The following is a 13,752-nucleotide window of genomic DNA, read 5'->3' as shown; positions in this document are numbered from 1 at the left end:
ATAACAAGCATTAAAAAATAGCTCAAATTATCTTATATAACTTGAGCTATTTAAATCAAAAATTACTCTTTAATTAATCCTTCAGTGACCAGTGCACTGTGCACATTAGGGCGTTGTGCAATACGTGTTAGGTAGTTTTGTAAGTGTGTTAAATCAGTTAAATCTAAACCAACATGTGGCGCCCATTGGCTTAATGTAAATAAATAGGCATCAATAACCGTAAAATGCTCACCACATGCACATTTTTGTTTGCTCAATACATCATTAATATAAGCGAATTTACTTTTTAATTTAGTTTTAACGATAGGTACATAGCTTTCAGGTGTATCTGGTGAAAATAGCGGGCCATAGCCTTTATGTACTTCACTTGCGAGAAAGTTTAACCACTCAATTTGATGGTAACGTTCTAGTGATTTTGGTGGTGCAATTAAATTTCTATCCGGTTTTAAGTCCGCGAGGTATTGAACAATTGCAACACCTTCAGTCAAAATATCACCATTATCTAATTGAAGAACAGGGACTTGGCCTTTTGGATTGATGGTTAGAAAGTCTTTCCCCGACTCTGTCTTCTTAGCCTGTAAATCGATACGCTCTATTGAAAAATCTAAACCTGTTTCACGTAAAACGATATGAGGGGAAAGCGAGCAACTACCTGGCGTGTAGTACAATTTCATGTTGAATAGCTCCCTATCAATAAGGTGGTGAATTAACTTACAGATATCAGAATATCTTCATTAATATAAGATGATAAAAGGTTCTAAGAAATTAGCAAACTCAAATGATGCGAATAAAAAAGGCTTTTGTAAATCTGTGAACAAGGCTGTTAATTGATGAAAATATACGAAATAAATACTCCTTATATTAATAACATATAAGGAGTATTTTATTATGACTCTTCAAACGAAGGTAAGAATGAAATATCAAGGTAATAAATTTTGGGATTCTTTTTATCAACATAGACTGTAACAAGCTCTCTATTAATATAAGGTGTGGGATCAAAGAAGATATAACCACTCTTGTAACGAATCAATCGATTGTTTAATGTATCATGATAATCAGCAATAATTTGATAGGGAGAGCGGTGATTAAAACTGATATTACTATTAATAATAATTTCAGAAATTTTTACATTAATAGGCATTCCATCACGTTTTAATCGTTGATCCCTTGTGGCCCTTCTTCTGATAAAATACAAAGGGATAAGCCCTGTTGATGCAAATACCAACCCGAAAATACTTAATATAGTCCCAGCACCATACAAGCCTAAAAAGTTGTTAATAGTCGCTCTTTGTGGATCACTTGGAAGATAAATAACATTAATCTTTTCACCAAGATAAAAGTGGGATTGACTGCCACCTTCTGGTGAACGAAACGTTATCTCTCTATTATCTTCAGTATGGAATTGAATAATAGGGTGATAAAAAGAGTTACCATCAGAAGATTTACTCACACTTTGGTCAATAACAACGCCTATTGTTTCTATTCCATTCCTTACTACATTTAATTCAGATTTAATAATAAATAAAGCTACAACAAAAATAATCGCACCAATAAGAGCAAAAATATAAAACAGAAATTTGAATTTCTTCATATATTAAATCCTTTTATTAATATGTGATTATTTTATCGCTAATATAAAGAAAAGATTATAGGAATAAACTAAAAAAACAAAAGTAAAATTTATCTAAAACGTAGCATTATTAAAAATAAAAGGGATAAGGGAGATATTAGATAAAAATTCGATAGTTAATGGAGTTAAGAGTAAAAACAGTCGAGCAACATAAAAAAACCAGCCTTAACAATGAGGCTGGTTTTTGTTATTCATAGAACAGAATTATTTCAGTTCTAATTCATTCATAGCTGCGATGCTGAAACCACCATCTACGTGAACGATTTCACCTGTAATACCACCAGATAAGTCAGAGCATAGGAATGCGGCTGTATTACCTACATCTTCAGTTGTTACAGTGCGACGCAGAGGAGTGACTGACTCACAATGGCTTAACATTTTACGGAAATCTTTGATACCAGATGCCGCTAATGTACGGATTGGGCCAGCAGAGATACCGTTAACACGAATACCTTCAGGGCCCATAGCATTTGCCATATAACGAACGTTAGCTTCTAAAGAAGCTTTCGCCAGACCCATAACATTATAGTTAGGGATTGCACGTTCAGCGCCTAAATAAGTCAGAGTTAACAGAGCTGAGTTTGGATTTAGCATTTCACGGCTTGCTTTCGCCATAGCAACGAAGCTGTATGCACTGATGTCGTGAGCAATTTTAAAGCCTTCACGAGTTACTGCATTAACGTAGTCGCCATCTAATTGGTCAGCAGGAGCAAAACCGATAGAGTGAACAAAACCATCATATTTTGGCCAAACTTTTGCAAGTTCTGCATACATAGTATCGATGCTTTCGTCTTTTGACACATCACACTCTAATACGATATTTGAGTCTAATGATGCTGCAAATTCTTCAACGCGTGGTTTCAGTTTTTCATTTTGGTAAGTAAATGCAAGTTCTGCACCTTGGTCACGCATAGCTTTGGCAATACCATAAGCAATTGATAATTTACTAGCAACACCAGTAATAAGAATGCGTTTGCCGGTCATAAAGCCCATAGCTGTATCCTTGTTTTTTCGTAAATCGCGATAATAACATCATTCACAGTTTTATTTATCTGTTAGGTTATCACGCTTATTGTTAATAAACGTGGCTGATTCTACCACGACATTTGTAAATTTGTTTAATTTCCCTAGCACCTCCGAGGAGTTAAGGGAAAAGGGTGAAATAATGTGCAATCAACATTATGCCTATATTGTTTACACTTAAATTAAATCTTGACGCCAAGCTTCTGCTGTTAAGGCTTCACCAAAGTGACTAGCGACTAATCTTCGTGTGACTTCATGTAATGGTGATGCAAGAACTTCTGCTGTATTGCCACGTTCAACGACTTCACCATTATCCATCACAATAATTTTATCGCTAATATGTTTTGTCATGCCTAAGTTTTGTGTCACATAAATATAGGAAATATTATGAGTCTCTTGCAGTTCTAACATCAAATTTATAATTTGTGAGCGCAAAGACATATCCAGTGAAGCTATAGCTTCATCGGCAATAATAACTTGAGGTTGTAATATCAATGCTCGTGCAAGCGCAATTCGTTGGCGCTGGCCTGATGCAAACATATGAGGATAATAGTTTGCATGTTCAGGTAAAAGGCCCACTTGGCGTAATGTTTGATAAATTCGTTTCTCACGCTCAATCGCACTTAAGTCTGTATTCAGGCGTAAAGGGATTTCTAATGTTTGACCAATACGCTGGCGTGGGTTTAATGAGTTAGTGGGATCTTGAAATATCATTCTAATTCGCTGACTACGATAAGGGTAATCACCAAAAGTTAGTTGATGTCCATTAATAAAGATATCACCACCCGTAGGCTCAGTCACACCTGATAGCATTCTCGCGAGTGTAGATTTTCCTGAACCATTAGCGCCAATAATGGCTAAAGTTTGCTTGGGTTCTAGCGTAAAACTTATAGGTTTTACGGCTTCTAACTGTTGACGCCGAAATAATCCAGTACGATAGCGAAATGTCTTTGATAAGTTTTTCACCTCAAGCAGTTTATCGAACATCAGTTGGCTCCACATTTAATGGAAAATGACAAGCCACGGCATGGTTTTTAAATAAACGTAACCGAGGTGCTTCAATACATTGTCGCTGTGCATAAGGGCAACGAGGCCCTAAACGGCAACCCACAGGCAAATGCTCAAGTGAGGGGATTGCACCGGGTAATGTATTTAAACGGCTCTTATGTGCCAATGAGTTGGTAAAGTCAGGAATAGAGCGGATCAACGCTTGAGTATAAGGATGATAAGGTGTTACTAACAACTCGTCGGGGGATGCTGTTTCGACCGTTTGCCCACAATACATAACCGTAATTTTATTCGCCAATTTACTCATCCATTGCAAATCATGGCTAATCAACAAAATAGTCATATTGTTATTTTGATTGAGCCGAGTCAGTAAGCGAAAGATTTGGGTCTGTGTTGCGGGTTCCATTGCGTTAGTAGGCTCATCCGCAATCAGTAATCGAGGTTGATTTGCAATAGCAATAGCAATCATCACTTTTTGGCATTCACCCTCAGTTAATTCATAAGGGTAACTACGCATAATGTCTTTATGATCTTTAATACCCACACGGTGCAATAGCTCAATTGCGCGGCGTTTTCGCCAATGAAGTCGTTGCCACCAATGTCCTTTAAAAGTCCAGCCGGGAATTGCCTGTATGAGCTGCTGCTCAATTTTTGTGGCAGGGTCAAGACAAGATTGTGGCTCTTGGAAAATCATTGAGACATTATGGCCAATGACACGACGTCGTGCTCTTGGTGATAATTTAAGTAAGTCGATATCATCAAAACGGAAACGATCGGCTGTCACACTGATATTATCTTTCGTAACGCCACAAATCGCCTTTGCAATTAAGCTTTTACCTGATCCCGATTCGCCAACAAGGCCTCTCACTTCACCTTCATTTAAGGTAATAGAAACACGATCTACCGCTTTTACTGGGCCATCGGGAGTCATAAATTCAATGGTTAAATTGCGTATATCTAATAAAGGCATTATTCAACTCCCTCATTTATTGCACGCTGTAAACCATCACCTAAAAGGTTCACCAGTAAAACGCTTATCATAATAGTGGCGCCCGGAATTAAGACTGTCCAAGGAGCAACATAAATTAACTCTAAGGAATCGCCTAACATCGCTCCCCATTCGGGGGAAGGAAGTTGAGCACCTAAATTAAGAAAACCTAATGCTGTAATATCAAGAATAGCAATTGAGAATGCGCGTGTTAATTCAGAAACTAATACAGGCGTGATATTAGGTAGTACTGTGTACCATAAAATGGAAATATTTGATGCACCATCAAGTCGAGAAGCAATCACATACTCTTTGTTTAATTCATCATTAACAGCAGAGTAAATCATTCTGACTAAACGAGGTAACAGTGCCAACCAAATCGCTATCATGGCATGTTCAAGACTTGTTCCTACAAAAGCCACAACAATAATAGCAAGCAACAGGGATGGAATTGATAACAAAGTGTCTAATATATGATTAAGAATAGCGGATTTTAAGCCATGGGTCATGCCTGCAAAACAGCCGATAATTAACCCCATTAGTGTCGCTGCAAAAGTGACAATAAATGCGCCACCAAAAGTCATGCTTGTACCAATTAAAATTCGGCTAAATACATCGCGTCCTAAATCATCTGTACCAAAAAAATAGGAGACATTGCCGTTTTGATACCAAGACGGTGGTGTTAGTTGATGACCAAAAAACTGTTGATCAAGCGCATAAGGCGCAATATAAGGACCTATAATACTGAGCGCTAAGAGAAAAAGAACGCCATAAAACCCTACCATTGAGATAACGTCTTTAGAAAAACATTGCCAAATCACCGCTGCAGGTGTGGGTGTTTTTTTCTCTTTATAAAATTGGCTATCTAAAGGCATATCCCACCTTGTGTTTCATTGGGTTACTCATTGCGCCCACAATATCGGATAAGACGTTGACGATAATGACCATTGAACCCACCAACATTACGCCAGCTGAAATAGCAGAATAATCTTGTTGGCGGATTGCTGTGACTAACCAACGACCAAGCCCTGGCCAGTTAAATACAATTTCTGTCACCATAGTGAGTGTAAGCATGGTAGAGAACTGTAAGCCTAATTTAGGGATGATAGGGGGTAAAGCATTATGAAGAATATGGCGACGAATAATTGTAAAACGTGAGAGACCTCGAGTCGCGGCTGCCTTCACGTAGTTTTCTGACATAATTTCTTCCGTGCTGTTTCGCATTAATCGAATAACTTCAGTGGTTGGTGCAATAGCCAGCGTTATTACGGGTAAAATTAGATGTTGTAATACATTAATGATCATTTGCTGGCGATAAGGCGAATCAGATAACCATGCATCTACTAATGCAATGCCGGTAATAGGTTGCAAGTTATAAAGCAAATCAATACGACCTGAAACAGGTAGCCAACCTAATTTCAATGAAAAGAATAGAGTTAACAGCAATGCAAGTCCAAATACAGGGACAGAAAAACCTAAGAGCGCGAAGTTACTGATAATAATATCAGCGGATTTATTACGCCAAACCCCTGCAATAATACCAGCAGGAATACCTACAAGAAGGGCAAAAAGAAAGGCTAATGTACAAAGCTCCATGGTCGCTGGAAGTGCTTCCACTAATTGTGCTTTTATAGGTTCACCATTGATAGAGGAAATACCAAAATCAAAGTGGATCATATTATGGGCATAAAAAAAGTAGGCATCGGTGAGTGATGCACCACTTAATGGGGCATTGGGCGTGTAATAGCTCAGACTAAAGCTCACTAGCGACAAAAAGAACAGTGTCACAAGTAATAAAAGTAATCGACGTATTGAATAAATAATCATGGATTATTTTATAGCCTCTTTCTTGTGATTTTGTTCGTCTACTTCTGCCTCTCGATAAACACCAGCAAAAGACGCATTACCAAAAGTACTTAATACCAATCCTTTAATATCATAACGATATGCTTGCATACGTAAAGAATTAGCTAAAGGTAACACCGGTAACTCTTGAGCAAGAACATCCTGAGCTTCATGATAATAATCCATTCTGGAAGCAAGTTGCTGACTATAAAGCGCTTTTTTCAAAATTTCATCAAAGCTAGGTAAACACCAATGACTCAAGTTAGTTTGTGAGCCAATTGCTGCACAGCTAAAGAGAGGACGGAAAAAACTATCGGGATCGTTACTGTCAGTTGACCAACCAGATAGGGTCATATCATGGGTGCGATCCATCATACTCGTTTCTTGATATCGACCTTCAATAGGCCGAATATTCATTTGAATACCAACTTGCGCTAAGTCTGCTTGAATAAGTTCAGCCATTTTTAATGGGCTTGGGTTATAAGATTGCGAAGCGCTAGGTACCCAAAGATTTAATTTCAGTCCATCAAGGCCTAGCTCTTTAAGGATTTGTTTCGATTTCTCAGGATTATACTCTGTAATTTTTGCTCGGTTATCATAAGCCCAAGATGCACGAGGAAGTACAGATGCTGCCGTTTCAGCCGTACCATAATAAATAGACTCCATTAAACGTTCATTATTAATGGCATAAGCAATAGCTTGACGAACTTTAAGATCATTGAGTGGTGGTTTACTGGTGTTAAAGGCTAAATAAGCGATATTCATACCAGAACGCAACGTTAATCTTAGTCGCGGATCGTCACGTAAGACTTTTAATTGGCTTGCAGCTGGATAGGCTAGAACATCACATTCACCCGTGAGTAATTTAGATATGCGGCCTGTACCACCTGCACCCATATCAATAACAATCTGTTGCATCTTTGGTTGGCCTTTCCAGTAATCTTTATTTCTAAACAAACGAACAAATTGTCCCGGCTGATATTCATCTAAAAAGAAAGGACCTGTTCCTACTGGTTTCCAATCAAGCAGCGATTGATCGCCTGATTTTTCTAAATTCTGGGCGTATTCAGCAGAAAGAATAGGGGCGTAATGTGTTGCTAAATGCCATAGAAAAGAAGCGTCAGGCTCTTTTAAGCTAAATTCTACCGTGTATTGGCCTAGTCTTTTTATCGATTTGATATTATTGGCAAAACTTAAGCTGTCAAAATAAGGATATTTACCGCCATTAACTTGATTGAAAGGATTTTGTGGATTAATCATCCTTTCAAAACTAAAAATAACATCATCAGCGGTAAGTTTTCGTGTTGGTGTAAACCAAGATGTTTGTTGAAAAGAGACATTTTTACGTAAATAAAAGCGGTAGGTCGCGCCGTTATCTAATGTTTCCCATCGAGCTGCGATTTCAGGGATCAAACGATAAGTGTAAGGGTCAACATCTAAAAGACGGTCATAGAGCTGTGCAGCTAGAGGATCAATAATTAATCCACTACTTGATAATTGTGGATTAAAGGTATTTACACTGCCATCAACACAATAAACAAAGCCATTTTGATTAATTGGAGTTGGCTCAAGCGTTATAGATGGCGCTTGTGTTTTGGGTGCTACATTCGCGATACAAGTTGCACTTGTAAAGGTGAGTAGCAAAGTACCAATAAATAAAATAGGGCGCATAAATAATGTCTTTTAGAGAAACGATTTTGCTATTGTAACTTAAAAAACTTTCTATCCCCAAATAGTCAAAAAACAAAGTGAGAAAAATTCTCAATAAAATGCTTTACAAATGCTAATGATAAAGATTATCATCCGTATTGTCCTTCGGCGGTAAGAGGTTTTCCGCAGAGGGCACGACATTGCTCACATTGCTTCCAGTATTTTTTTACTAGCCAGCTCGGGTGCTGGCTTTTTTTTGTCTATTGTTCCCTAGATCCTCTAACGATTAAAAAACTAAATTTATCAATATATTAAGTTACTATTTGATGTTTTTTAATTAGCCCTCTAAATTGATCGTAGCTTAGTGATAATTTTTCAGCCGCCTCTTTCTGGTTATATAAACACTCTTTTAATGCATCATTAACTAATTTTTTTTCTACATCATTTTGCCATTGGCGTAAATTCAACGGTAATGAAGGCATTGAAAAATTTTCTTTAGATGAGTTTTTTAATATGGGGGTTTTTGGTGTTTGAAGTCCAGCAAAGGGATCAATAATAATATTATTGAGTACATTATCACTGGTTCCATGACGATAAACTGAACGTTCAACAACATTTTTTAGCTCACGAATATTACCTGGCCACGAATAATCTAAAAGTACTTGGCACGCATTATCACTAAAACCAGGAAAGAAGGGTAAACCTAACTCTTGACACATTGAGATAGCGAAATTTTCAGCAAGCAACATAATATCTGTACGTCGCTCTCTTAATGGCGGGAGCCTAATCACATCAAACGCCAATCTATCGAGTAAATCGGCTCGAAATTTACCTTCTTCTGCCATTGAGGGTAAATCTGCATTTGTCGCGCAAATAAGCCTAACATCAACATGCAGAGATTGACTGCCCCCAACACGCTCTAAATGGCCATACTCAATGACGCGCAAGAGCTTTTCTTGAACAAGCATAGGCGCTGTAGCCAGCTCATCAAGAAAAAGAGAACCGCCATCAGCACGCTCAAAACGGCCTTGATGACGATTTTTAGCGCCCGTAAAAGCACCAGCTTCATGACCAAACAGTTCAGAATCAAGTAAATTATCATTGAGTGCAGAGCAATTGATTGAAATAAAAGGCCCTTGCCACCAAGGAGCAAGATAGTGCAATCGATGAGCGATCAACTCTTTACCTGTACCTCTTTCACCAATAATTAATACAGGCTTTTTTAATTGAGCAAGTGCTGAAGTTTGTTCTAATACATCAATAAATTGACTATCAACACCGATTATTGTCTCTAAATTCTCATTCATTGGTTAAATTCACTATATTGAGGTATTTTTTGCCAGTTTATCAGGTGTTCGAAAAATAGGCGAATAATATAAATCGCTAATTATTAATAGCTTAAGTAAACTCAAAAAGTTGGCACGCAAATTGTATTAACTAAAGTATGCAGGCGTTACGACAGTGCGCCATTATTGAAATAATTCAACGTTACTAATTAGCATAGCTATTAAGGATGACATCATGGGTATATTTTCACGTTTTGCTGATATTATTAATGCCAACATCGCTTCTTTATTAGATAAAGCGGAAGATCCTGAAAAAATGATCCGCTTAATGATCCAAGAAATGGAAGATATGTTAGTTGAAATTCGCACAACTTCTGCACGTACTTTAGCTGAAAAGAAAGGGTTAGAACGCCGTATCGAACAAGCTGAAAAACAGATGAAAGATTGGCAGGATAAAGCAGAGTTGGCTCTTATTAAGGAAAAAGAAGATTTAGCGCGTGCGGCATTAATCGAAAAACAACGTGTAGCATCAGTTAATGACACATTGAAACACGAACTCATTATTATTGATGAAACGTTAACTCGTTTAAAAGGCGAAATTAGCGAGTTAGAAAACAAACTGACTGAAACACGTGCAAAACAGCAGTCTTTAGTTGTGCGTCATCAGGCAGCAAACTCATCTCGCCAAGTTCGTCGTCAATTAGACAGTGGCAAAATGGATGCAGCAATGGCGCGTTTTGAGCAGTTTGAACGCCGCATTGATCATATGGAAGGTGAAGCTCAAAGTTACGGGTTAGGTAAAGAGAAATCATTAGACCAACAGTTTGCTGAATTAAAAGCTGATGACGAAATTAGCGCGCAATTAGCGGCATTAAAAGCTAAAATCAATATCAACAAAGAGTAACAGCAAGCGTAATAACCATCTTATAAAGGATATGTAATGGGCTATATATTTCTGGGAATACCACTGACCATTTTTATTTTGTTTATTCTCCCTATTTGGCTGTGGTTGCATTACAACAGTCAGAAAGGTGGAGGTAATGTTCAGCTAACCCAACAAGAAATGCAGCGACTGAGCGCGCTGGTGGATAAGGCTCAGCAAATGCAGGAGCGCATTAAGACATTAGAACAAATACTTGATGCAGAACATCCTAACTGGAGGCAATCATAATGACGATGCAGAGCAAACAATTGTATCGCTTGCCACAAGAGGGCGTGATCCGTGGCGTATGCGCAGGCCTAGCCCATTATTTTAATATTCCTGTTTTACTTGTCAGGGTTATTGCGGTGATTGCGCTGTTTGCTGGCTTTTTCGGTTTAACTATTATTGCTTATCTTGTCTTAAGTTTCTTTATGGAGCCGGCTCCTGCTAATTACCAGCAAGGTGAAAATCAGCAAGAGAGCTTAAAAGAAATTTTAAGCGGAGTTGATAATCAATTGATGCAAGGTGAAAAACGTTTACAACAAATGGAACGTTACATTACCTCTTCTACTTATCAGCTAAATAAACGCTTTCGAGACTTGTAATATTTTTGCCATTTAATCTGATAAGACGCTCCATTTTAGGGGCGTCTTTCTTTCAATTCGTTTGTCTTTTCAATGCTTGTATTATGAGAGAGTAAAATTTTTGATTGAGGAGCGTATTGTGAATTCCAATCAAGTATTCGTTTCTTTAAAAACAAATAAACTCACCCAATTAGCCAAAAAAGGGTTAACATTTGGGTTAATGTTATTCACTTTATTTGGGCCAGCAGCAATTACAGGCGGTATATTAAAACGAGTAAGTAGCAAACCGCTACGTTGGCTGGTTCTATTGATAGCTGAACCTGTTATTAAGGCAGGCTTTAATAAGCTATCGCGTCAAGTGTCTTGGGAGAAACATGAAACGCCTACAAAATGAACTTACAGCTTTTATTAATCGCGGTGTTGATAGACATCTTCGTTTGGCTGTAACGGGATTAAGTCGAAGCGGTAAAACAGCATTTATTACCTCGTTAGTTAATCAACTTATTAATGTGCACACTGGGGCACGTTTACCGCTATTTTCGGCAGCACGAAATAAGCAACTACTAGGTGTAAAGCGTATTCCTCAACATAATTTAAATATTCCCCGTTTTACTTATGATGAAGGTATGGAATCGCTTTATCACACGCCTCCAAGTTGGCCTGTTCCTACTAAAGGGGTTAGCGAAATTCGTTTACAGCTTCGTTATCGTTCTAATGAATCTTTAACACGTTTTATAAAAGAGACATCTTCACTTTATTTAGAAATTGTTGATTACCCCGGCGAATGGTTATTAGATTTACCTATGCTCGAACAAGACTATTTTGAATGGTCAGAGCAAATAAATAAGGTCAATCGCCAAAGAACATCACCAGAACAAAATTGGCAATTACTTCTTAAAAAGTGTGATCCCTTTGCACCAGCTGATGAAACGTTATTAGCCGATATTGCCTCTGCTTATACTGACTATTTATTAGCATGTAAAAAAGAAGGGCTTCATTTTATTCAACCAGGACGTTTTGTATTACCGGGTGAATTAGCGGGAGCACCTGTTTTGCAGTTTTTCCCTTGGGCTGATTTACAAAAATATGATATTGCTAAATTAAAGAACGCAGATAAACGTACTAATATTGGCATGCTTAAACAGCGTTATGAATATTACGGGCAACATGTGGTAAAAGGCTTTTATCGTGATCATTTCCAAGGATTTGATAGACAAATTGTTTTGGTTGATTGCCTACAACCTCTAAACCAGGGTGCGGATGTTTTTAATGATATGCGCCAAGCATTAACACAATTAATGCGCAGTTTTCATTATGGAAAAAGAACCTTACTTAGGCGCTTATTTTCACCTTGTATCGATAAACTTTTATTTGCAGCCACAAAAGCTGACCATATCACTGTTGATCAACATGAAAATTTAGTGTCATTGCTCCAACAGCTTATTCAAGATGCTAAACAAAATGCTATTTTTGAAGGGATCAGCATTGATTGCATGGGGCTTGCTTCTATTGCAGCGACGGAAAGTGGGATCGTTGATCATCACGGTGAAAAAATTCCAGCATTAAAAGGTTTCCGTTTGAGCGATAACAAACCTTTGGTGTATTTCCCTGGTGAGGTTCCTAAGCGATTACCAGAAAAAGCATTTTGGGAAAAACAAGGTTTTAGTTTCGAATCTTTTAGACCACAGCAAATATCACGAGATAGTGCGGTTCCTCATATTCGTATGGATAGTGCAATGGAATTTTTGTTAGGGGATAAATTAAAATGAATGAGCCATTAAAATCGCGAATTGATTTTAAAGAGCCTATACTTCAAGAAGAAGTTATCTTGAAAAAAGGTGTTGGCTTTAATGAAAATGAGCAATTTTTACCTATTGATCCACAATTAGATGAAGAGAATGAAGGGCAATTAGAAGGTGATGTTCAATCAATTTTAAAACCGAAAAAAAGTGTCTGGAAACGGTTATTAACGATTGCGAGTACCATTTTAGGGATTAGTGTTATTGCTCAAACTGGACAATGGATTTATGACTCATGGATAAATTTTGACTGGATTGCATTGGGTGCAGCCAGTGCAGGCGGGTTAATTGTTGTTGCTGGAATAGGATCAGTTATAACAGAGTGGCGTCGTATTTATCGTTTACGTCAACGCGCAGATGAAAGAGATAAAGCAAAAGAATTACTTTATAGCCATGCAATGGGAAACGGACGACCATTTTGCGAAAAACTCGCTAAACAAGCGGGTATTGGCCCTCAACATCCAGCATTAATTCGTTGGCAAAGTGCATTACATGACACACATAATGATAAAGAGGTATTAGAACTTTATAGCCAACTTGTTCAACCTATTTTAGATAAACAAGCAAGAGCCGAAATTAGCCGTTCTGCCGCTGAATCAACCTTAATGATCGCGGTTAGTCCGCTGGCGATGGTTGATATGGCCTTTATTGGTTGGCGTAATATTCGTTTAATTAATCGCATAGCGGAGATTTACGGTATCGAATTAGGCTACTATAGTCGTTTAAAACTCTTTCGTCTTGTTCTGGTTAATATTGCATTTGCGGGTGCGACAGAACTGGTTAGAGAAGTTGGGATGGACTGGCTTTCACAAGATCTTGCGGCTCGATTATCAACAAGAGCAGCTCAAGGTATTGGAGCCGGTTTACTAACGGCACGCTTAGGAATAAAAGCAATGGAACTATGCCGTCCTTTACCGTGGATTGATGATAATAAACCTAAGTTAGGCGATTTTAGAAAAGAGCTAATAGGAAAATTAAAAACTACAATTAGTGGCAAGAAAAAGGAATAAATTATTA

The 13,752-nt window shown here is 37.8% G+C and carries 15 protein-coding genes; 6 read left to right on the top strand and 9 right to left on the bottom strand.

Features of this window, described 5'->3' with window-relative positions; all coding sequences use genetic code 11:
- Window positions 1–62: 62 nt before the first annotated feature.
- The 9 genes from gstA to pspF all read right to left on the bottom strand — a co-directional run bounded on the left by gstA (window position 63) and on the right by pspF (window position 9,451).
- The gene (gene gstA / locus C0T34_RS09000; RefSeq protein WP_109850037.1) at window positions 63–674 is read right to left on the bottom strand and encodes a glutathione transferase GstA; all 612 of its coding nucleotides are present in this window, start codon (window positions 672–674) and stop codon (window positions 63–65) included.
- Window positions 675–886: 212 nt separating this feature from the next.
- Complete coding sequence (locus tag C0T34_RS08995) at window positions 887–1,591, bottom strand: DUF3592 domain-containing protein (RefSeq protein WP_109850036.1); 705 nt, start codon at window positions 1,589–1,591, stop codon at window positions 887–889.
- 243 nt (window positions 1,592–1,834) lie between these two features.
- A complete protein-coding gene (gene fabI / locus C0T34_RS08990) occupies window positions 1,835–2,623 on the bottom strand; it encodes an enoyl-ACP reductase FabI (protein ID WP_006537026.1) in 789 nt (262 codons plus the stop codon).
- A 207-nt stretch (window positions 2,624–2,830) separates the two neighbouring features.
- On the bottom strand, window positions 2,831–3,640 hold the full coding sequence (gene sapF, locus C0T34_RS08985) for a putrescine export ABC transporter ATP-binding protein SapF (protein ID WP_098943064.1): 810 nt from the start codon (window positions 3,638–3,640) through the stop codon (window positions 2,831–2,833).
- Window positions 3,630–4,631, bottom strand: a complete 1,002-nt coding sequence (gene sapD, locus C0T34_RS08980) for a putrescine export ABC transporter ATP-binding protein SapD (protein ID WP_098943062.1) — start codon at window positions 4,629–4,631, stop codon at window positions 3,630–3,632. Before sapD ends, sapF begins: the two co-directional genes overlap by 11 nt.
- Complete coding sequence (gene sapC, locus C0T34_RS08975) at window positions 4,631–5,524, bottom strand: putrescine export ABC transporter permease SapC (protein WP_098943060.1); 894 nt, start codon at window positions 5,522–5,524, stop codon at window positions 4,631–4,633. Before sapC ends, sapD begins: the two co-directional genes overlap by 1 nt.
- Window positions 5,511–6,476: a putrescine export ABC transporter permease SapB gene (gene sapB / locus C0T34_RS08970; RefSeq protein ID WP_098943058.1), complete on the bottom strand. Its 966-nt coding sequence runs from the start codon at window positions 6,474–6,476 to the stop codon at window positions 5,511–5,513. The genes sapC and sapB overlap by 14 nt, the downstream gene beginning before the upstream one ends.
- A 3-nt stretch (window positions 6,477–6,479) precedes the next feature.
- On the bottom strand, window positions 6,480–8,165 hold the full coding sequence (sapA, locus tag C0T34_RS08965) for an ABC transporter substrate-binding protein SapA (RefSeq protein WP_098943056.1): 1,686 nt from the start codon (window positions 8,163–8,165) through the stop codon (window positions 6,480–6,482).
- Window positions 8,166–8,455: 290 nt separating this feature from the next.
- The gene (gene pspF, locus C0T34_RS08955; protein ID WP_098943054.1) at window positions 8,456–9,451 is read right to left on the bottom strand and encodes a phage shock protein operon transcriptional activator; all 996 of its coding nucleotides are present in this window, start codon (window positions 9,449–9,451) and stop codon (window positions 8,456–8,458) included.
- Between the two features lie 214 nt (window positions 9,452–9,665).
- Here pspF and pspA point away from each other — a divergent pair, with 214 nt between their 5' ends.
- The 6 genes from pspA (at window position 9,666) to C0T34_RS08925 (ending at window position 13,745) form a co-directional block, all read left to right on the top strand.
- A complete protein-coding gene (pspA, locus tag C0T34_RS08950) occupies window positions 9,666–10,334 on the top strand; it encodes a phage shock protein PspA (protein WP_072062534.1) in 669 nt (222 codons plus the stop codon).
- A gap of 36 nt (window positions 10,335–10,370) precedes the next feature.
- Window positions 10,371–10,601, top strand: coding sequence for an envelope stress response membrane protein PspB (pspB, locus tag C0T34_RS08945; RefSeq protein WP_069369279.1), 231 nt, complete (start codon window positions 10,371–10,373; stop codon window positions 10,599–10,601).
- A complete protein-coding gene (pspC, locus tag C0T34_RS08940; RefSeq protein ID WP_098943052.1) occupies window positions 10,601–10,957 on the top strand; it encodes an envelope stress response membrane protein PspC in 357 nt (118 codons plus the stop codon). The genes pspB and pspC overlap by 1 nt, the downstream gene beginning before the upstream one ends.
- Before the next feature lie 118 nt (window positions 10,958–11,075).
- On the top strand, window positions 11,076–11,330 hold the full coding sequence (locus tag C0T34_RS08935) for a peptide permease (protein ID WP_223672449.1): 255 nt from the start codon (window positions 11,076–11,078) through the stop codon (window positions 11,328–11,330).
- Window positions 11,311–12,705: a YcjX family protein gene (locus tag C0T34_RS08930; RefSeq protein WP_088495733.1), complete on the top strand. Its 1,395-nt coding sequence runs from the start codon at window positions 11,311–11,313 to the stop codon at window positions 12,703–12,705. Before C0T34_RS08935 ends, C0T34_RS08930 begins: the two co-directional genes overlap by 20 nt.
- Window positions 12,702–13,745, top strand: coding sequence for a YcjF family protein (locus C0T34_RS08925; RefSeq protein WP_109850035.1), 1,044 nt, complete (start codon window positions 12,702–12,704; stop codon window positions 13,743–13,745). The genes C0T34_RS08930 and C0T34_RS08925 overlap by 4 nt, the downstream gene beginning before the upstream one ends.
- The last annotated feature ends 7 nt before the right edge of the window (window positions 13,746–13,752 follow it).

Origin of the sequence: Proteus sp. CA142267 (assembly GCF_003336825.1) — a bacterium.
Taxonomy (GTDB): Bacteria; Pseudomonadota; Gammaproteobacteria; order Enterobacterales; family Enterobacteriaceae; genus Proteus; species Proteus terrae.
The sequence above is the reverse complement of the archived record's forward strand: the minus strand, read 5'-3'. Positions and strand labels throughout refer to the sequence as shown.